At 73.3% G+C, this 19,586-nt stretch carries 19 protein-coding genes; 13 read left to right on the top strand and 6 right to left on the bottom strand.

Annotated elements, in window-relative coordinates; genetic code table 11:
- Positions 1-2: 2 nt before the first annotated feature.
- The 9 genes from KDL28_RS24690 (at position 3) to KDL28_RS24650 (ending at position 10,129) form a co-directional block, all read left to right on the top strand.
- Positions 3-1,127 carry an acyl-CoA dehydrogenase family protein gene (locus KDL28_RS24690; RefSeq protein ID WP_252441927.1) on the top strand — a complete coding sequence of 375 codons (1,125 nt, stop codon included), beginning with the start codon at positions 3-5 and terminating at the stop codon, positions 1,125-1,127.
- A 47-nt stretch (positions 1,128-1,174) separates the two neighbouring features.
- Positions 1,175-2,692, top strand: coding sequence for an MFS transporter (locus KDL28_RS24685; RefSeq protein WP_252441925.1), 1,518 nt, complete (start codon positions 1,175-1,177; stop codon positions 2,690-2,692).
- 23 nt (positions 2,693-2,715) lie between these two features.
- Entirely contained in the window at positions 2,716-3,513 is a 798-nt protein-coding gene (locus KDL28_RS24680) for an SDR family NAD(P)-dependent oxidoreductase (protein ID WP_252441923.1), read from the top strand.
- Complete coding sequence (locus tag KDL28_RS24675) at positions 3,510-4,235, top strand: PHP-associated domain-containing protein (RefSeq protein WP_252441921.1); 726 nt, start codon at positions 3,510-3,512, stop codon at positions 4,233-4,235. The genes KDL28_RS24680 and KDL28_RS24675 overlap by 4 nt, the downstream gene beginning before the upstream one ends.
- Positions 4,236-4,344: 109 nt before the next feature.
- Positions 4,345-5,421: an ABC transporter ATP-binding protein gene (locus tag KDL28_RS24670; RefSeq protein WP_252441919.1), complete on the top strand. Its 1,077-nt coding sequence runs from the start codon at positions 4,345-4,347 to the stop codon at positions 5,419-5,421.
- On the top strand, positions 5,421-6,470 hold the full coding sequence (locus KDL28_RS24665; RefSeq protein WP_252441917.1) for an ABC transporter ATP-binding protein: 1,050 nt from the start codon (positions 5,421-5,423) through the stop codon (positions 6,468-6,470). The genes KDL28_RS24670 and KDL28_RS24665 overlap by 1 nt, the downstream gene beginning before the upstream one ends.
- On the top strand, positions 6,467-7,417 hold the full coding sequence (locus tag KDL28_RS24660; protein WP_252441914.1) for an ABC transporter permease: 951 nt from the start codon (positions 6,467-6,469) through the stop codon (positions 7,415-7,417). The genes KDL28_RS24665 and KDL28_RS24660 overlap by 4 nt, the downstream gene beginning before the upstream one ends.
- 90 nt (positions 7,418-7,507) lie before the next feature.
- Positions 7,508-8,410 carry an ABC transporter permease gene (locus KDL28_RS24655; RefSeq protein WP_252441912.1) on the top strand — a complete coding sequence of 301 codons (903 nt, stop codon included), beginning with the start codon at positions 7,508-7,510 and terminating at the stop codon, positions 8,408-8,410.
- 57 nt (positions 8,411-8,467) lie between these two features.
- Positions 8,468-10,129 (top strand): ABC transporter substrate-binding protein, encoded by a 1,662-nt coding sequence (locus KDL28_RS24650; RefSeq protein ID WP_252441910.1) that lies wholly within the window; start codon positions 8,468-8,470, stop codon positions 10,127-10,129.
- A gap of 447 nt (positions 10,130-10,576) precedes the next feature.
- On the opposite strand, the gene KDL28_RS24645 is transcribed toward KDL28_RS24650, so the two are convergent.
- The 3 genes from KDL28_RS24645 to KDL28_RS24635 are packed head-to-tail and all read right to left on the bottom strand — an operon-like array spanning position 10,577 to position 13,498.
- A complete protein-coding gene (locus KDL28_RS24645; protein ID WP_252441909.1) occupies positions 10,577-11,710 on the bottom strand; it encodes a cystathionine gamma-lyase in 1,134 nt (377 codons plus the stop codon).
- Positions 11,711-11,748: 38 nt separating this feature from the next.
- A complete protein-coding gene (locus tag KDL28_RS24640) occupies positions 11,749-12,762 on the bottom strand; it encodes an NAD(P)H-dependent glycerol-3-phosphate dehydrogenase (RefSeq protein WP_252441908.1) in 1,014 nt (337 codons plus the stop codon).
- Positions 12,763-12,787: 25 nt separating this feature from the next.
- Positions 12,788-13,498 carry a lysophospholipid acyltransferase family protein gene (locus KDL28_RS24635; protein WP_252441907.1) on the bottom strand — a complete coding sequence of 237 codons (711 nt, stop codon included), beginning with the start codon at positions 13,496-13,498 and terminating at the stop codon, positions 12,788-12,790.
- Positions 13,499-13,614: 116 nt separating this feature from the next.
- On the opposite strand from KDL28_RS24635, the gene cofC reads away from it, so the two are divergent.
- The 3 genes from cofC to KDL28_RS24620 all read left to right on the top strand — a co-directional run bounded on the left by cofC (position 13,615) and on the right by KDL28_RS24620 (position 17,683).
- Positions 13,615-14,283: a 2-phospho-L-lactate guanylyltransferase gene (gene cofC / locus KDL28_RS24630; RefSeq protein ID WP_252441985.1), complete on the top strand. Its 669-nt coding sequence runs from the start codon at positions 13,615-13,617 to the stop codon at positions 14,281-14,283.
- A 192-nt stretch (positions 14,284-14,475) separates the two neighbouring features.
- Positions 14,476-16,743: an RNA degradosome polyphosphate kinase gene (locus KDL28_RS24625; RefSeq protein ID WP_443698377.1), complete on the top strand. Its 2,268-nt coding sequence runs from the start codon at positions 14,476-14,478 to the stop codon at positions 16,741-16,743.
- Positions 16,744-16,768: 25 nt separating this feature from the next.
- Positions 16,769-17,683, top strand: a complete 915-nt coding sequence (locus KDL28_RS24620; protein WP_252441904.1) for an NUDIX hydrolase — start codon at positions 16,769-16,771, stop codon at positions 17,681-17,683.
- Between the two features lie 183 nt (positions 17,684-17,866).
- Here the strand turns inward: KDL28_RS24620 and KDL28_RS24615 are convergent, their stop codons facing one another.
- Positions 17,867-18,181, bottom strand: coding sequence for a calcium-binding protein (locus KDL28_RS24615; protein WP_252441903.1), 315 nt, complete (start codon positions 18,179-18,181; stop codon positions 17,867-17,869).
- A 109-nt stretch (positions 18,182-18,290) separates the two neighbouring features.
- Entirely contained in the window at positions 18,291-18,992 is a 702-nt protein-coding gene (locus tag KDL28_RS24610; protein WP_252441902.1) for a TetR/AcrR family transcriptional regulator C-terminal domain-containing protein, read from the bottom strand.
- A 75-nt stretch (positions 18,993-19,067) separates the two neighbouring features.
- Between KDL28_RS24610 and KDL28_RS24605 the strand changes: the two genes are divergently transcribed.
- Complete coding sequence (locus tag KDL28_RS24605; protein ID WP_252441895.1) at positions 19,068-19,286, top strand: hypothetical protein; 219 nt, start codon at positions 19,068-19,070, stop codon at positions 19,284-19,286.
- A gap of 122 nt (positions 19,287-19,408) precedes the next feature.
- On the opposite strand, the gene KDL28_RS42195 is transcribed toward KDL28_RS24605, so the two are convergent.
- Positions 19,409-19,576 (bottom strand): HNH endonuclease, encoded by a 168-nt coding sequence (locus KDL28_RS42195; protein ID WP_372496859.1) that lies wholly within the window; start codon positions 19,574-19,576, stop codon positions 19,409-19,411.
- Positions 19,577-19,586: the final 10 nt, after the last annotated feature.

Below are 19,586 nucleotides of genomic sequence, written 5' to 3'. Positions count from 1 at the left end.
CCATGCAACTCGTGTTCGACGCCGAGCAGGAGGAGCTGCGCCGGTCGGTGCGCCGCTTCTGCGACAACGAGATGACCAGCGAGACCGTCCGGGCGCTGATGGACACCCGCGACGCCCACGACCCGGCGCGCTGGAAGCGGATGGCCGAGCAGCTGGGCCTGCAGGGCCTGGTCATCCCCGAGGAGCACGGCGGCAGCGGCGCGACGTTCGTCGAGCTGGCCGTGGTGCAGGAGGAGTTCGGCCGGGCGATCTTCCCCGGGCCGTTCCTGTCGACGCTGTTCGCCACCTGCGCGATCCTCGACGCGGGCGACGAGGAGGCGGGCAAGGACCTGCTGCCCGGCATCGCCGACGGTTCGACGATCGCCACGGTCGCCGCCACCGAGCCCGACGGCCGCTGGGACCTGGCGGCCACCTCGACCACCGCCCGCGCGGACGGCCAGGGGTTCGCTCGGGAATTCGCACTGCACGGCACCAAGGCCTACGTGCCCGACGGCGCGCTGGCCGACCTGCTGCTCGTCGTGGCGCGCAGCGACGCCGGGCTGTCGCTGTTCGCGGTGGACCCGACCGCGGCCGGGGTCACCCGGACCGCCGTGAACACCCTCGACCAGACCCGCCCGATGGCCACCGTCGAGCTCGACGGCGCCGCGGGCCGGCTGGTCGGCACCGACGGCGGGGCCGGCGCGTCCATGGCCCGCACGCTGGAGAAGGTGGCCGTGCTGATCGCCCTGGAGCAGGTCGGCGGGGCGCAGCGGGCGCTGGACATGGCCGTCGAGTACGCCAAGCAGCGCCGGCAGTTCGGCCGGTTCATCGGCTCGTTCCAGGCCATCAAGCACAAGGCCGCGAACGTGATGCTGCGGGTGGAGTCGGCGCGGGCCGCGGCCTACTACGCGGCGTGGGCAGTGGCCGGCGGCTCCGACGAGGTGCCCGCGGTGGCCAGCCTGGCCAAGGCCTACTGCTCGGACGCGTACTTCTTCGCCGCCACGGAGAACATCCAGATCCACGGCGGCATCGGGTTCACCTGGGAGCACGACGCGCACCTGCACCTCAAGCGGGCCGAGGCGTCCAAGCTCTGGCTGGGCGACCCGACGTTCCACCGGGCGAAGCTGGCCGACGCCGTCGGCGTCTGAGCACCGGGCGGGCAGCAGTCGCTGAAGGGACGGGGGTCGGGCGATCGGTGGTCGGGGTCGAGGCGACGCGGGCGGAGCAGGGCGCGGAGGGGGACACCGAGCGCACTCGCATCCGGTACGCGTACCGGCTGCTGTCGGTGGTGTGCCTGGCGTCGTTGATGAGCGGGATCAACAACAGCTCGCTCAACATCGCGCTGCCGGCGATCGTCTCCGGCCTCGACGCCACCCCGTTCGAGGCGAGCTGGGTGCTGATGAGCTTCCAGCTCGTGCACGTCACGCTGATGATCTTCTTCGGGCGGCTGGCGGACGTGTTCGGGCGCCGCTCGATGTACCTGACCGGCGTCGGGCTGTTCACCGCCGCGAGCCTGGCCGCCGGGATGGCCCCGGGCGTCTGGCTGCTGATCGGCTGCCGGGTGCTCCAGGCGATCGGCGCGGCGATGATCATCACCAACAGCGCGGCGCTGTTGACCACGGCCTTCCCGCGCCGGCTGCTCGGGCAGGGCCTGGGCATCTACATGGCCTCGTTCTCGCTGGCCCAGATGCTCGGCCCGACCGTGGGCGGGGTGGTGGCCACCGAGTTCGGGTGGCGCTGGACGCTGCTGCTCAACGTCCCGATCGGGGTGGTGTGCCTGCTGTGGGGCCTGCGGGTGATGCGCAAGGTGCCGCGCTCCACCGAGCCGGTCAAGCTCGATCCGGTCGGCAACGCGCTGGTGCTGATCGGGCTGGGCGGGCTGCTGGTGGCGCTGTCGCTGTCGGGCACGACGGGCTGGCTGGACCCGTGGGTGGTGGCCGGGCTGGTGGCGTTCGTCATCGCCGTGCCGGTGTTCCTGGTGGTGGAGCGGCGCGTCGCGGCACCGGTGGTCGACGTGGGGCTGTTCCGCGAACCGGTCGTCGGGATCGGCGTGCTGTCGGGCTTCCTGGGCACGATGTCGCGGTTCGCGGTGGTGCTGCTGATGGGGCTGTACTTCCAGGCCGCGCAGGGCGACACGCCCAGCGAGGCCGGCATCAAGATCCTGCCGCTGGCGGTGGCCTCGATCGTGTCCTCGCCCGGCGCGGGCCTGCTCATGCGCTGGGTGCGCGCCCGCACGGTCGCGGCGATCTCGTCGTCGGTGTCGCTGGTCGGGATGGTCTTCCTGCTGGTGGTGATCGACGTGGACACGCCCTACTGGCTGGTCCTCGTCGCGGTGCTGGTGATCGGGCTGGGCTCGGGCGGGTTCATCCCGGCCAACAGCACGGCCATGCTGCAGGACGTGCCCCCGGAGCGGCTCGGCATCACCAACGGCGTGCGGCTGATGGCGCAGAGCTCCGGGGTGGTGATCAGCACCGCGGTGTCGCTGACCCTGATCAGCATGCCGCTGCCGGTGCAGCTGCGCGGGCAGGTGCTGGAGGGCTCGATCGCCCAGCTGTCCCCGGACGCGCTGGGCGAGCTGGTCACGGGCTTCCGCTGGGCGTTCGGGGTGATGGCGGTGATGACCGCGCTGTGCGTGCTGACCTCGCTGGTCGGCAGGCGCACCGCGGCCCCGGTCGGCAACGCGGGGCCGGTGTCGACCGGTCCCGACGACTGAGCGACGAGTGCGGAGGAGAACTGGTGGGAGACCTGGACGGGAAGGTCGCGCTGGTGACCGGCGCGAGCCGGGGCATCGGGGCGGCGATCGCCCGCAGGCTGGCCGCGGCCGGGGCCGCGGTCGCGGTGTCGGCGCGCACGGTCGCCGAGGGCGAGTCCCGCTTCGCCGGCACGATCGCCGGGACGGTCGCGCAGATCGAGGCGGCGGGCGGGCGGGCGATCGCCGTGCGCGCCGACCTGTCGAAACCGGCCGAGCGGGAGTCGCTCGTCGAGCAGGTCGCCGGGCGCCTCGGCCCGATCGACGTGCTGGTCAACAACGCCGCGGTCACCTGGTTCACCCCGGTCACCGAGTTCAGCGAGAAGCAGTACGCGCTGATGTTCGAGGTCCAGGTCACCGCGCCCTTCGACCTGTCGCGGCGGGTCGTGCCGGGGATGCGCGAGCGCGGCGGCGGGGTGATCCTCAACATCTCTTCCCGCGCCGCCATCCACCCACCGCCCACCAGGGCCGGGCGCGGCGGCACCGTCTACGGCATGTGCAAGGCCGCGCTGGAGCGCTTCAGCACGGGCCTGGCCGCCGAGCTGCACCCCGACGGCATCCGCGTCAACGCGCTGTCCCCGGTGAAGGTCGTGCCCACCCCGGGCACGCTGTTCCACCACCTGACCACCGAGGACGACCCGAACGCCGAGCCGGACGACGTGATGGCCGACGCGGCGTACGCGCTGTGCCGCCCCACCCCGGCCGGCGCCGAGCCGCTCACCGGGCGGGTCACCTACTCCCAGGACCTGCTCGACGAGCTCGGAGCGGCCGGCGCCCGGTCATGAGCCGGCTGCCGCCCGGGTGGGTCCGGGTCGACTGCCACCTGCACACCGTCGCGTCCGGGGACGCCGTGCTCGGCCTCGAGGAGCTGGCCGAACGGGCCGTCGCCGAGGGCGTCGACGTGGTGTTCGTGACCGACCACCACGAGGTATCCGCGGCCCTGGAGCTGCGCAGCCGCGACCTCGGGGTGCGCGTCGAGGTGGGCGAGGAGATCCGGACCCCGGACGGCGAGCTGCTCGGGCTGTTCCTGCGCGAGCGGATCCCGTACGTGCTGCCGACGGAGGTCGTCATCGAACGGGTCCGCGCGCAGGGCGGGCTGGTCGGGCTGCCGCACCCCTACGACCCGGTGCGCTCGGGCGCCGGCGCGGTGGCCGACGAGCTGTGCGCGAGCGGCGCGGTGGCGTTCGTCGAGGCGTTCAACGCCAAGGTGGGCGACGCCGCGCACAACGCGGCGGCGGCCGAACTGGCCGCGCGGCACGGACTTCCCGTCACCGCGGGCTCCGACGCCCACGACCCGGCCGGTGTCGGGGCCGCCTGGGTGGAGATGCCCGACTTCGACGGCCCGGCCGCGTTCGTGGACGCGCTGGGCCGCGGACGCCTGGTCGGGGAGCTCCGACCGCACGCGCTGCGCTATCCGCGGGCCGTGCGCGCCACGCCTCCCAGCCCGCGGGATAACGGTTCAGCCGCAGTTCAGCGGCCATCCGGACGCCCCTGCGGGGAGTCTTGACAGCACGCGGTGGCGTGCATCACGATCGAGATACGTTCTAGAGCCAGATTCTAAACCGGCTTCGGACCGCTCGCACCCCGCGAGCGCACCGCCCCAACGAGGAGGCTGCGTGCACCCGCAACCCCTGCTGGAGGTCGACGACCTCCACGTCGAGTTCAGCACCGCCGACGGACCGGTCGAGGCCGTTGCGGGCGTCAGTTTCACCGTCGGTCCCGAGGAGACGGTCGCCGTCGTCGGGGAGTCCGGCTCCGGCAAGAGCGTGACGGCGCTGGCCGTGCTGAAGCTGCTCGACGGGGGCCGGATCAGCGGGGGCCAGGTCCGCTTCGACGGCGAGGACCTCGCCTCCCTGGACAACCGGGCCATGCGCCGGGTCCGCGGCAACGACATCGCGATGATCTTCCAGGACCCGATGACGTCGCTGGACCCGCTCTACTCCATCGGGCACCAGATCGTCGAGGCGCTGCGGCTGCACCGGCCGGTCTCCAAGAAGGCCGCCCGCGAGCGCGCCGTCGAGCTGCTGGAGCAGGTGGGCATGCCCGACCCGCGGCGCAGGCTCGCCTCCTACCCCCACCAGCTCTCCGGCGGCCAGCGGCAGCGGGTGATGATCGCCATCGCGCTGGCCTGCTCGCCGCGGCTGCTGATCGCCGACGAGCCCACCACCGCGCTCGACGTCACCATCGAGGCGCAGATCCTGGAGCTGCTCCACGAGCTGCAGCGCGAGTACCGCACCGCGATGCTGCTGGTCACCCACGACATGGGCGTGGTCGCCGAGATCGCCGACCGGGTCGTCGTCTTCTACGGCGGGCAGGTCGTCGAGCAGGGCCCCACCGCCCAGGTCCTGCGCGACCCGCAGCACCCGTACACGGCCGCGCTGCTGGCCGCGATCCCGCACCCCGACTCGGCCAAGGAGCTCCAGCTCCCGGCCATCCCCGGCGCCGTCCCCGCCCTGCGCGACATGCCGACCGGCTGCCGGTTCAACCCCCGCTGCGCGATGGCCTGGGACGACTGCACCCGCGAGGTCCCCCCGCTCTACGAGCTGCCCGGCGGGCGCACCAGCCGCTGCCTGCTGCACCGCGACGGCGGGGGCAGCGCCGTCGTCGCCCCGCCCGCACCCCCGCTGACCGCCGAGCTCGCGCCGGCCGGGCCGCCCGCCCGCGCCCCGCTGACGACGCAGAAGGGGATCTGATGGCCTCCCCCGCGGCCCATCGCGAAGACACCGCCCCGGCCCCCGGGCCGCCGCTGATGGAGGTCACCGACCTCGTCAAGCACTTCCCGATCACCAGGGGCCTGCTGCGCCGCACCGTCGGCCACGTCCGCGCCGTCGACGGCGTCAGCTTCACCATCGGCGCGGGCGAGACCGTGGGCCTGGTCGGCGAGTCCGGCTCGGGCAAGTCCACGGTCGCCCGGCTGGTGCTGCGGCTGCTCGACCCGACCAGCGGCTCGGTCAAGTTCGACGGCCAGGAGATCGCCGCGCTGAGCCAGCGCGAGCTGACCCCGCTGCGGCGCAACATGCAGATCGTCTTCCAGGACCCGGTCAGCTCGTTCGACCCGCGGATGACGATCTGCTCGGTGATCACCGAGCCGCTGGAGGCGCAGGGCATCTCCTCGGGGCAGCAGGCCCGCGACCGCGCCGCCGAGCTGCTCGACCTGGTCGGCCTGTCCAGCCGCGACCTCGACAAGTACCCGCACCAGTTCTCCGGCGGCCAGGCCCAGCGCATCGGCATCGCCCGCGCGCTGGCCACCAACCCCCGGCTGCTGGTCTGCGACGAGGCCGTCTCGGCGCTGGACGTCTCGGTCCAGGCCCAGGTGCTCAACCTGCTGCGCAAGCTGCAGGTCGAGCTCGGGCTGAGCTACCTGTTCATCGCCCACGACCTCAACGTCGTGCGCTACATCTCCGACCGGATCTGCGTGATGTACCTGGGCCGGGTCGTCGAGCAGGGCCCGGCCGACGCGGTGATGACCGACCCCAAGCACCCCTACACGCGCACCCTGGCCGGGGCCATCGCCGCCGACCCGCGCACCGGCGGGGGCACCCGCCGGGTCGTCGTGCGCGGCGAGATGCCCAGCCCCAGCAACCCGCCGCCGGGCTGCCCGTTCCACCCCCGCTGCCCGCAGGCGTTCGACCGCTGCTCCACCGAGGTGCCGGCCCCGCTGCCGGCGGGCGAGGGCGGCCGCACCGCGTCCTGCCACCTGCTGGACATCACCGCGGTCAACGGGAAGGCGGTCGGCCGGTGATCGAGTACGTCGTCCGCCGGGTCCTCTACGGCCTGCTGGTGATCGCCCTGGTCACCGTGTTCGTGTTCCTCACCCTGCGGCTCATCCCCGGCGACGTGGTCCGCCTCCAGCTGGCCGACGCGCCCGGCGTCACCCAGGAGCAGCTCGACGCACGGGCCGCCGCGCTCGGGCTGGACCAGCCGCTGGTCGCCCAGCTGCTCAAGTTCCTCGGCGACGCCTTCACCGGCGACTTCGGCATCTCGTTCCAGAGCCAGCAGCCGGTCACCTCGATCATCGCCGAGCGGCTGCCGATCACCCTGCAGCTCGGCCTGATGGCGCTGATCATCAGCATCGCTCTCGGCGTCCCGCTCGGCCTGCTGGCCGCCTACAAGCAGAACAGCTGGCTCGACCAGTCGCTGCGGGTGGTCTCGGTGGCCGGGCTGTCCATCCCGAACTTCTGGCTGGGCCTGCTGCTGGTCACCTACCTGGCGATCTGGTTCGCCTGGTCGCCGCCGCTGGTCTACCGCAGCCCGACGGAGGACCTGGTCAGCAACCTGACCCAGATGGCGCTGCCCGCGCTGGCGCTGGGCGTGTCCGGCATGGCGGCGATCGCGCGCATGCTGCGCTCGTCGCTGCTGGAGGTCATGCGCTCCAACTTCGTGCGCACCGTCCGGGCCAAGGGCGCCCCGGAGCGCACCGTGCTGCTCACCCACGCCGTGCGCAACTCGCTCGTGCCGGTGTTCAGCCTGATCGGCGTGCAGGTCGGGGGCATCCTCGGCGGCACGGTCATCCTCGAGTCGATCTTCGCCATCCCCGGGATGGGCTCGATGATCTTCCAGGCGGTGCAGATGCGCGACTACCCCGTCGTGCTCGGCGCCGTCGTCGTGTTCGGCGCCGTGTTCGTCACCGTCAACCTCGTGGTCGACCTGCTCTACGGAGTGATCGACCCGCGGATCCGGTACGCGTGAGCGAGGAGGAGCGACCGTGAGCGAGCTTGCGAAGCGAACCATCGACACAGCGCCCGCGCAGCGCCGACCGAGCGCCGGCGGGGGAGAGCGATGAGCGAAATCGACGCCGGACCCGCCACCGTCGTGGCCCCGCCGGCCGTGCGCGCCCGCGCCGGCCGCCGCGGCTTCGGCCGGCTGCTGCGCACCCAACCGCTGGGCGCCATCGCCGCGGTGGTCATCGTGCTGTTCGTGGCCGCGGCCGCGCTGGCCCCGTTCATCGCCCCGTTCGACCCCACCGCGCAGCACCGCGACGCGTTCCTCGCGGTGCCCGGCTCGCCGTACCTGATGGGCACCGACGACCTCGGCCGCGACATCTTCAGCCGGGTGCTCTACGGGGCCCGCACGTCCCTGCTCGTGGCGGTGTGCACGCTGGTGGCGGGCGGCGTGATCGGCATGGTCATCGGCGTGGTGTCCGGCTACTACGCGGGCGGCTGGGTCGACACCCTGCTGCAGCGGATCATGGACACGCTGATGGCCATCCCCGGCATCGTGCTGCTGCTGTTCATCGCCGCCCTGCTGGGCCCGAGCATCCGCAACACCGTCATCGCGCTGTCGCTGCTGGTCATCCCGACGTTCAACCGGGTCTCGCGCGGCGAGATGCTGCGCATCCGCGAGGAGCTCTACGTCGAGTCGGCCCGGGCCAGCGGCTGCAGCACGTGGCGCATCCTGCGCCGGCACGGCCTGCCCAACCTGCTGGCCCCGATCCTGGTCGTGGCCAGCCTGACGTTCGCGATCATCATCATCGCCGAGTCGGCCCTGTCCTTCCTCGGCATCGGCACGCCCCCGCCCACGCCGTCGTGGGGGGCGATGCTCAGCGACGGCTCGCGCTACATGGAGATCGCCCCGTGGATGGTGGTCTTCCCCGGCGGCGCGCTCACCCTCGGCGTCCTCGCGTTCAACCTGCTCGGCGACGCCCTGCGCGACTTCTTCGACCCCAAGCAGTCCACCCGCTAGCCCTCACCCCGCCCAGTCCCCACTGACGCACGTTCGATCCCAACGTCGGGAGTCCTCATGCGCCGCCTCAGCCGGATCAGAGTCGCTCTGGTCATCCTCATGGTCGCCCTGCTGGGCACCGCGTGCTTCAGTCCCGCCAGCACCGGCGGGGGCGGTGGTGCGCTCGAGCAGGAACGCCCCCTCCAGCAGGACGCCGGCCCGCCGCAGCCCGGCGGCACGTTCCGCTACACGCTCCCCTCGGACGCCAAGTCGCTCGACCCGCACACCCAGTCCTCCTACAACACCCACATCGCCATCGGCTCGACCTACAGCAAGCTGGTCGACTACAAGACCGGCCCGGACATCCCCTACGGGGCCTCCGAGCTGGAGGGCGACCTGGCCGAGTCGTGGGAGGTCTCCCCCGACGGGCTGACCTGGACGTTCACGCTCCGCCAAGGCGTCAAGTGGCACAACACGGCCCCGGTCAACGGCCGCGAGTTCACCTCCGCCGACGTCATCTGCACGATGGACCGCATCCGCGCGCTGCCCGGCCAGCAGGTCGGCCAGCTCGCCACCGTGGACAGCTGGACCGCGCCCGACCCGTACACCGTGGTGTTCACGCTGAAGACGCCCTACGCCGAGTTCGACACCAACATGGCCGGGCACTTCATGTGGATCCTGCCCTGCGAGGGCACCTCGGGGCAGTTCGACCTGAACACCCAGGCCATCGGCACCGGCGCCTACGTCATGGAGACCTGGGCCCGCGACCGCGAGCGCGTCCTGGTCAAGAACCCCGACTACTTCGTCGAGGGCCAGCCCTACATCGACAAGATCCAGATCTCGATCGTGCCCGACCAGGCCGCCTCGCTGGCCGCGTTCCGCACCGGGCAGACCGACTTCCTGTCCACCCTGTCGCTGGACAAGACCCAGGCCGAGAAGGTCCTCGCCGAGGACCCCACCGCCATCCTGTTCCGCGAGGCCGGGCTCACCGAGACCCGGGTGTTCATGAACCAGGCCAAGGCCCCGTTCGACAAGCTCGAGGTGCGCCGCGCCGTCGCGCTCGCGATCGACCGCAAGGCGATGGTCGCCGCGATCCGCGCGGGCGGCAACGAGACCGGCCCGGTCAGCCCCACCCTGTTCGGCGGCCTGCCCGCCGAGGAGTCCGCCCGGCTGCAGCCCTACGACCCCGAGCAGGCCAAGCAGCTGCTCGCCCAGGCCGGCCTGCCCGACGGCTTCACCGCCAAGATGATCGTCACCGACGGCTACGGCGCCAACGTCGTGCGCGAGGCCCAGTGGGTCCAGGAGGACCTGGCCAAGGTCGGCATCAAGCTCGAGCTGGACGTCCAGGACTACGCCACCTACTTCACCGAGAGCTGGGCCCAGAAGAACTACGACATCGGCTACGGCCTGCAGACCCCCTTCCTCGCCGCCGACGACTACCTGACCGGCGAGTGGCTCTCCACCGGCGCCCGCAACTGGTACAACATCAACGACCCGCAGCTGGACCAGATGATCAACGCCCAGCGCGGTGAGCTGGACGAGGCCAAGCGCGAGCAGATGCTGCTCGACACCCAGCGCTACATCATCGAGAACGTCTCCAACCCGGTCCCGCTCTACGTCTACGACGGTCTGTCCATCTACAAGGAGTACCTGCACGACACGTGGTCGCACCCCGACTACGGCACCCGCCACCAGGCGCGCATGTGGCTGGGCCCGGAGGCCCCGGGGCGCACGGGCTGACACCGGCACGCGCTCGGACAGCGTGGTCCGGGCGCGCTCGGAGAGCCGCCGCTCCTCTCGAGTGGCGGCTCTCCTGTGCCTGTGGCCCGGCCTCGTCGGACGAGAGTCACTCTCGCCCAGCCAGAGGGGCGATCCGGGCCGCTCGGCATGATCAACGCCGTCGAGTGGCACACCAGCGGGCTTCCACCGGCCCGCGAGCCCGCTGGTGTCCCACTCGCGCCGGTGGACACCCGCCATCCACGCCAGGCCGGCGCCGCCGATCGGACATCGGCGCCGTGCACGCCACGCACCGCCAGACGAGCGGCGATCACAAGTCGGGGGACACCAGCCGCACGAGCGCGGCGAATTCCATACCGGCGAGTAGCCCCCTGACCAGGAGCCGGGGCCTCCCCCGAGCCCCCGGCCGTCTGCCCTTCACCCGACGCAGCCGGGTCACCCGCCGCACCGTCACCCGGCGAGCACCGCGTCCAGCGCCCCCCGCACATCAGCCACCAGGTCGGCGGTGTCCTCGCACCCCGCCGAGTACCGCAGCAACCCCGGCGCCACCGCGTCCCCCCACCGCTCGCGCCGGTCGGCCGTCGACTGCAGCCCGCCGAAGCTCGTCGCCGACCCCGTCAGCCTCGACGCGGCCAGGAACCGCCCCACCGCCTCCGCGGAGGGCAGCGTGAACCGCAGCACCCCGTTCCACCGGCGCATCTGCCGGGAGGCGAGCGCGTGGGCGGGGTCGGCGGGGTGGCCCGGCCAGCGGACGTCCGTCGCGGCCGGGTGCGCGAGCAGCACGTCGACGAGCGCGGCGGCGTTGGCGGCCTGGCGGGCCAGGCGCAGGTCGAGGGTGCCCAGGCCGCGGTGGGCCAGCCAGGTCTCGAACGGGCCGGGGGCGGCGCCGCCGCGGGTGCGGGCCGTGCGCAGCGCCGCGGCCAGCTCGGCGTCGCGGGTGCTGACGTGCCCGAGCAGCACGTCGCCGTGCCCGGAGAGCGCCTTGGTGTCGGAGGCGACGGTGAAGTCGGCGCCCAGGGCCAGCGGCGACTGGCCCAGCGGCGTGGCCGTCGTGTTGTCGACGGCGAGCAGGGCGCCTGCCGCGTGCGCGGCGCCCGCGACGGCGGCGATGTCGCAGACGTCCAGCCCCGGGTTGGACGGTGTCTCGGCCAGCACCAGCCCGGCCCCCTCCAGCGACGGCCGCTCCCCGACCGTGGGCGCCTCGCCGATGGCGACGCCGAGCGGGCCCAGCTCGCTGTGCGCCAGCGCGCGGGCCTGGTAGTAGCCGTCGGAGGGCAGGACGAGCCCGCCGCGGGTGGCGCCGATGCGCAGCACCGCGGCGATGGCGGCCATGCCGGAGGCGAACAGCACGCACTCGCCGCCGTCGAGCTCGCCGATGGCCTCCTCGAGGGCGCGCCAGGTCGGGTTGTCGGCGCGGCCGTAGAAGTCGGTCGGCGTCGGCTCGCCGGGCAGGCCGAGGTGGAACGGCGCGGACAGCACCGGCCCGGGGTGCAGCGGGGCGCCGGTCGTCGCCTCGCGCCGCCCCCCGTGCACGCACCGGGTCCCGTCGCCGTCGGGAACGGTGTCGTCGTGATCAACAGCCACGGACGACCACGATAACGCCGTCCTCGACGGCGGGCCGGTCACTCGTGGCGCGGGGCGCGGGTGATGAGCTCCTTGCCCATCTCGGCGGGCGAGAGGCCCTCGTGGCAGACGCGGCGCACGGCGTCGGCGATCGGCAGTTCGACGCCGTGCCGCTCGCCGAGCGCGCAGATCGACGTGCACGACTTCACGCCCTCTGCGACCTGCCCGTGGTTGGCCTCCTCGGCCTCGGCCAGGCTCTGCCCGCGGCCGAGGCGCTCGCCGAAGGTGCGGTTGCGCGACAGCGGCGACGAGCACGTCGCCACCAGGTCGCCCAGGCCGGCCAGGCCGGCGAAGGTCATCGGGTCGGCGCCGAGCGCCACGCCCAGCCGGGCGGTCTCGGCCAGCCCGCGGGTGATCAGCGAGGCGGTGGTGTTGTGGCCGTAGCCCATCCCGGCGGCCATCCCGCAGGCCAGCGCGATGACGTTCTTGCCGGCCCCGCCGATCTCGCAGCCCACGACGTCGGTGTTGGTGTAGGAGCGGAAGTAGCCGGTGGTGCAGGCGTGCTGCAGGGCGACCGCGCGGTCGTGGTCGGTGCAGGCGATCACGGTGGCGGTGGGTTCCTCGGCGACGATCTCGCGGGCCAGGTTGGGCCCGGAGACGACCGCGACGCGGTCCGGCGTCACCCCGGCGACCTCGGTGATCACCTGGCTCATCCGCTGCAGCGTGCCCAGCTCGACGCCCTTGGCCAGGCTGACCAGCGTGCTGCTCGGCGGCAGCAGCTCCCGCCACCCGACCAGGTTCCGGCGCAGCGTCTGCGACGGCACCGCCAGCACGACCGCGTCCGCGCCGGCCAGCGCGGACGCCGCGTCGGTGGTCGCGGTGAGCAGCCCGGGCAGCTCGACGCCGGGCGCGTAGTCGGGGTTGGTGCGCCGCTCGTTGATCGAGGCCGCGACCTCGGGGCGGCGGGCCCACAGCCGCACGTCGCGGCCCGCGTCGGCGATCACCTTGGCGAACGCCGTGCCCCACGACCCGGCCCCGAGCACGGCCACCCGGCGGACCTCGCCGCCGCTCATCGCTCTCCCCTGCTCGCGAGCCCGCTCACGTGGACGCCTCCCGGCGGTAGAACTCGGTGGGCGCCGGCTCGCCGCGCACCTCGGCCAGCAGGGCGCGGACGCTGCTCATCACCAGGTCGGTCACCTCGCGCAGCACGACGGCGTCGACCGGGCGGCCGCGGTAGGCCGTCAGGTCGACCGGCTCCCCGCACCGCACGGTGATCGGCTTGCGGGGCAGCGGCCGGAACCGCTTGCGGTAGCCGTCGAGCACCTCGCGGGTGCCCCAGTGCACGGCGGGCACGACCGGGACGTCGGTGGCCAGCGCCATCCGGGCGACACCCGTGCGCGAGCGCATCGGCCAGCCGTCGGGGTCGCGGGTGATCGTGCCCTCCGGGTAGATCACCACGACCTTGCCGTCCTGCAGGGCCTTGATGCCGTCGCGCAGGCTCTGCTGGGCGTCGGTGGTCTCCCGGTAGACGGGGATCTGCCCGCTGCCGGCCAGCGCCCAGCCCAGCACCGGGGCCTTCCACAGGCTGTGCTTGGCCAGGAACCGCGGCACCCGTTTGGCCCGGTGCACGACGAGCCCGCTGAACACCGGGTCGAGGTGCGAGACGTGGTTGGCCACCAGCAGCGCACCGCCGGTGGCCGGGATGTGCGTCAGCCCCTGGAAGCGCGATCGCCCCACCAGCCAGCCGATCGGGTAGAAGAAGGCCGCGCAGAACGCGATCCAGAATCCGCCCTTCTCACGCTTTCGCACACGTTCCTCCCACATCGGTGGCACTCCCGCAGAGTCTTCCGGTCCCGCTCTGTCGGGTCCACCACCGGGGTCTCACCTCTGGCCGTCACGACGGGCACCATGGAGGGGTGAGCCCGATGATCGCGGCGGTCGACCTGGTGGTGCCGGTCAAGCCGCTGCACGCGGCCAAGACGCGGCTGCGCGGCGCGGCGGACGGCGGGCTCGGTGAGCCCGCCGCCCACGCCCGGCTGGCCCTGGCGCTGGCCCACGACACGGTGGCCGCGGTGCGCGGCTGCCCCGCCGTGCGGCACCTGCTGGTGGTCAGCTCCGACCCGGTCGTCGCCGCCGAGCTGGGCGCCGTCGGCGTCGAGGTCGTGCCGGACGGCCCGGTCAGCGGGCTCAACGCCGCCTACCGCCGCGGCGCCGCGCTGCTGCGCGGCCGCGATCCGGAGGCCGTGGTCGGCGCCCTGCAGGCCGACCTGCCCGCCCTGCGCCCCGAGGAGCTGTGCGGGGCGCTGGGCGCCGCGGCCACCCTCTTCGCCGAGGGCGTCGCCGGTCGCGCGTTCGTCGCCGACGCCGACACCACCGGCACGACGCTGCTGCTGGCCGCCCCGGGCACCCCGCTCGACCCGCGGTTCGGCGCCGGCTCCGCCGCGGCCCACCGCGAGTCCGGGGCCGTCGCGCTCACCGGCGGGTGGCCCGGCCTCCGCCGCGACGTCGACACCTCCGACGACCTGCGCGGCGCCGCCGACCTCGGGCTCGGCGCGCACACCACCGGGGTCCTCGACCGGTCGAGCACCCCGTGAATGTTCACCCGGATGACCGTCGACAGATGGGCGACCGGGGGTCACCGGTGAGCGAGAATCACCACCGTGGGTGATCCAGGTGAGGGGCTGAGCAGGAAGTCGGCGGCGGGGTCCGGCGAGCCGGACGACCGCCCGATCCCCACCCGACGCGGCCGACCCGCGCGCCGGGCGCCCCGGCCGTCGGCGCGCCGGGTGCACGTGGCGAGCACACCGGTCGTCGCCCCCCGCGCCGCGACGCCCGTCGACGACGGCACCGGCACCAACCCCGGCCCGGCCGCCCCCGCGACCGCCGCCCGCACCTCCGAGGTCCCGGCCGCGGCCGCGGTCCCGGTCAACCCCCCGGCGCGCACCCCCAGCCCGCCCTCCGAGCTGCCCGACGACCGCTACCTCAACCGCGAGCTGTCCTGGCTCGACTTCAACGCCCGGGTGCTCGCCCTGGCCGAGGACACCAGCCAGCCGCTGCTGGAGCGGGCCAAGTTCCTGGCGATCTTCGCGTCCAACCTCGACGAGTTCTACATGGTGCGGGTGGCCGGGCTGAAGCGGCGCAACGACACCGGGCTGGCCGTGCGCAGCGCCGACGGGCTCTCCCCGCGCGAGCAGCTGTCCCGCATCGCGGTCCGCTCGCAGGCCCTGGCCGATGCGCACGCGCGCGTCTTCCTCGACGAGGTCCGCCCGCAGCTCGACGCCCAGGGCATCCACATCCTGCGCTGGGCCGACCTCGACGACGAGCAGCGCGCGGGCCTGTCGGAGTACTTCCGGGCCAAGGTGTTCCCGGTGCTGACCCCGCTCGCGGTCGACCCGGCGCACCCGTTCCCCTACATCTCCGGGCTCTCGCTGAACCTGGCCGTCACGGTGCGCGACCCGGAGGGCGGCACCGAGCGCTTCGCCCGCGTCAAGGTGCCCGACAACGTGCCGCGGCTGATCGAGGTGCCCAGCCCGGACACCTCGCCCCGCGAGGGCCGGGTCACCTTCCTCCCGCTGGAGGACCTGATCTCGGCGCACCTGTCCGAGCTGTTCGCCGGCATGGTGATGGCCGAGGTGCACGTCTTCCGGGTCACCCGCAACGCCGACGTGGAGGTCGAGGAGGACCGCGACGAGGACCTCCTGCAGTCGCTGGAGCGCGAGCTGGCCCGCCGCCGGTTCGGCCCGCCGGTGCGCCTCGAGGTCACCGACACGATGAGCGAGCACGTGCTGGAGCTGCTGCTGCGCGAGCTCGACGTCGACCCGGCCGACGTGATCACCGTCCCCGGCCTGCTCGACCTGACCGCGCTGTGGGCCGTGCACGGGGTGGAGCGCCCCGACCTCAAGGACGACCCGTTCGTCCCGGCCACCCACCCGGCGTTCGCCGAGCGGGAGACCCCGCGCAGCGTGTTCGCGACGCTGCGGGAGGGCGACGTGCTCGTCCACCACCCGTACGACTCGTTCTCCACCAGCGTGCAGCGGTTCATCGAGCAGGCCGCGTCCGACCCGAACGTGCTGGCCATCAAGCAGACGCTCTACCGCACCTCCGGCGACTCACCGATAGTCGACGCGCTGATCGACGCGGCCGCCGCGGGCAAGCAGGTCGTCGCCCTGGTGGAGATCAAGGCCCGGTTCGACGAGCAGGCCAACATCCGCTGGGCGCGCGAGCTGGAGAAGGCGGGGGTGCACGTCGTCTACGGCCTGGTCGGGCTCAAGACGCACTGCAAGACGTCGCTGGTCGTGCGCCAGGAGGGCAACACGATCCGGCGCTACTGCCACATCGGCACCGGCAACTACAACCCCAAGACCGCCCGCCTCTACGAGGACATGGGCGTGCTCACCGCCGACCCCACCATCGGCGCCGACCTGACCGACCTGTTCAACTCGCTCACCGGCTACTCCCGCCAGACGTCGTACCGCAGCCTGCTGGTCGCGCCCTACGGGGTGCGCCGCGGCATCGTGCGGCGCATCGAGGACGAGGTCGAGGCCCACCGCGCGGGCAACCCCGCCGCCCGGGTCCGGATCAAGGTCAACTCGCTGGTCGACGAGCAGGTCGTGGACGCGCTGTACCGGGCGTCGCAGGCCGGGGTGCCGGTCGACGTGGTGGTCCGCGGGATCTGCGCCATCCGGCCTGGCCGCGAGGGGCTCAGCGAGAACATCCACGTCCGCTCGATCCTCGGGCGGTTCCTGGAGCACTCCAGGGTGTTCCACTTCGGTGCCGCCGACGAGTACTGGATCGGCAGCGCCGACATGATGCACCGCAACCTCGACCGCCGCGTCGAGGTGCTGCTGCGGGTGGCCGAACCGCGGCTCGCGGCCAAGCTCGCCCAGGTTTTCGACTCCTCCCTCGACCCGGCCACCCGCTGCTGGACGCTGCACCCCGACGGCTCGTGGGAGCCGTCGCCGCCCGCCGACGCTGGGCAGGACGTCACGGTGCGCGACCACCAGGCCGAGATGATGCTCGCGCACGCCGTCTCGGCCGTCCTGGAGACCGAGTGACCCGCACGACCTCCTGGAGCACGTTGTGAGCCCGTTCGGCCCCCGCGACGACACCACCCCCGCCGACGTGCTCGCCGCGGGCGCGGTGCTGTGGCGCCGGGCGAACGACGGCCTGCGCGTCGCGCTGGTCCACCGCCCCCGCTACGACGACTGGGCCTACCCCAAGGGCAAGATCGACGACGGCGAGGACCTGCCGGCCACCGCCGTGCGCGAGGTCGCCGAGGAGACCGGCCACCGGTGCCGGCTCGGCGCCCTGCTCGGCGACGTCCGCTACCCGGTCCCCGAGGGCGACAAGCTGGTCCGGTACTGGGCGGCCGAGTCGCTGGGCGGCGACTTCGACCCGAACTCCGAGACCGACCGCCTGGAGTGGGTCGACATCGACCGCGCCGCCGACCAGCTGTCCTACCGGCACGACCTGGAGGTCCTGCGCCGCTTCGTCGACATCGGCCCCCCGACCGCCACCGTCGTGCTGGTCCGCCACGCCAAGGCGGGCAGCCGCAGCCGCTGGGACGGCGACGACGCCCTGCGCCCCCTGTCCGGCGCCGGCCGCCGCCAGGCCGAGGCCCTGGCCCCGTTCCTGCCCCTCCTCGGCCCCGACCGCCTGTTCACGGCCGTGCCCCTGCGCTGCCGCCAGACCCTCGTCCCCGTGGCCGAGCGCCTCGGCGGCGCCCCCATCGACGACGAGCCGCTGTTCGGCGAGGACCACTACTGGGACGACCCGGCCGCGGCCCGCGAGCGCCTGCTGGCCCTCGCCGCCCTCGGCGGCGTCACCATGATCGCCAGCCAGGGCGGCGTCATCCCCGACCTGGTCGGCACCCTGGCCAAGTCGGCAGGCATCGACCCCGACGACGTCCCCGCCAAGAAGGCCAGCACCTGGGTACTGACCTTCGTCGACGGCGTCGTCCACGCCGCCGACCACTACCCCCCGTCCAACGTCTGACGGCCTGCACGGCCAGGCCGCGAGCCGTGGATCCGTTCTCAGAACGGCGGATCGGCGTCGGTGACCGGTGCGGCTGTGGGCGCGGGTCGGGCACCCGGGATGTAGGTGTCCATGAACCGGGGGCAAGACCGGGAGCCGCGGCCGGCTACCTCGCCACCACCGCGTGCCCCCGGCCGGGTGGGGTCAGTCCAGCTCGCAGAACTTCTCGGTCTCCGCGATGCACCGATCGGTGCCGGCCGCCGCGTCGGCGAGGTCGGTCCCGGGACCGCCGAGGAGTTCGTCGCTTCCCAGACCGCCGAACAGGATGTCGTTGCCGCGTCCGCCGTTGAGGGTGCCCGGCAGGGAGGGGCCGCCGCCGAACTCCGTGTCGTTGTTGATGAAGTCGTCGCCGTCGCCGCCGTTGACGTTGAGGTTCACCACCCCCGAGCAGCTGACGGTGTTCGAGTTCACCTGGGAACAGCCGGGCCCGGCGATGACCTGGGCCTTCGTGTCGGTCATCACTACCGTGCTGCCGGAGGACCGCGTGAACCGGATGTCGTTGGCCCGAACCGGCCCGTACCGCAGGCGCGCCGGCACCGAGGAACGGGAGCGGCGCGGCGGCGAGAACTCACCCACCCGACCCAACACCCAGGATCACGTCCAACCCCGAGTCGAACAACTCGTCGTCACTCCACCGCGAGTCATCGAGATGCCCCGACCCATCGAGCGTCGGATAAGCAGCACGATTGACCGCGATGTGCCGCCGCGCCTCCGCCCGCACCCCCGCATCCCCGGCCCGACGCCACGTCGCCTCCGTCAGCGCAGCACCGATCACGTAGTTGGCCACCACGCGGGTGAGGACGCTGAGCCGAGCCCCCGACAGCCCCCCGCGGACGAGCGCAGCCTGCAGGAACTCGGTGCGCGCGAGCACGTTCGGCCCCAGCATCGGTCGCCCGACCAACCCCGGCGCCCACGGGTGCCGCAGCATGGCCGCCCGCCACCCCCGGGCCAGTGCCCGGACGTCGTCCCGCCAGTCGTCGCCGGGGCCCGGGAGCTCCACCTCCGCGAAGACGTGGTCGAAGGCCAGGTCGAGGAGGTCGTCCTTGGTCCGCACGTGCCAGTACAGCGCGGTCGAGGTGACCGCCAGGTGCTTGGCCAGCCTGCGCATCGTCAGCCCGTCGGCCCCGTGCTCGTCGAGCAGGGCCACCGCGGCGTCGACGATGCGCTCCCGGGTGAGGGGTGCCGGGCGGCGCGGCCGCCCGGGGTCGGCGCGCAGCCAGACGGTGCCGCCGCGCCGGTCGTCGGGGCCGTCGAACTCGGTCGCCGTCACCACCCCACCCTATTACGGTGCACAGCTGGCTTAACGTTGGTAAGTCACGGGAAGGACCGCGCGACCATGCCCCTGATGCGGATCCAGCTGGACAGCGACCGGTACACCGCGCGCCGCGTGCGCGAGCTGCACCGGGCCGGGAAGACCCACCACGAGTCCCGCGACGCCGCGCGCGAGGAGGTCTGGCGGCGCGGTCGCACTCCCGCCGCCGAGCCCGTCTTCGTCGGCGTCACGAACGGCGAGCCGGTCCGGCTCCTCTACGACGTCGAGGTCCACCCGGAGACGACGCCGTGAGGCGCGCGCCGGGTGCCCCGGTAGGCCGCCGGCGAGGTGCCCGCCGATGTGGCGGGTCCTTTTCCGGCGGCCCCCGGCCCGAACCGGACGTGCGGGTTTCCTCGCATCCGGCTCTCTGGTGATTACTGCGTGGATTTCGTGGTTGGGATCGGCGCGTGGATGGTGTCGTGGCAGGGAATGCAGACGATGAGTGTCTTTCGCCGTTTCTCTGTCATGAGTTGTGCCCACGCGGGTTGTGGCTGTCCTGTCCGGACGAGGTCTGCGAGTGCCGGTATCTGGTGGATCTCCACCGTCGCTCCT

Source organism: Pseudonocardia humida (assembly GCF_023898865.1).
Classification (GTDB): Bacteria; Actinomycetota; Actinomycetes; order Mycobacteriales; family Pseudonocardiaceae; genus Pseudonocardia; species Pseudonocardia humida.
The sequence above is the reverse complement of the archived record's forward strand: the minus strand, read 5'-3'. Positions and strand labels throughout refer to the sequence as shown.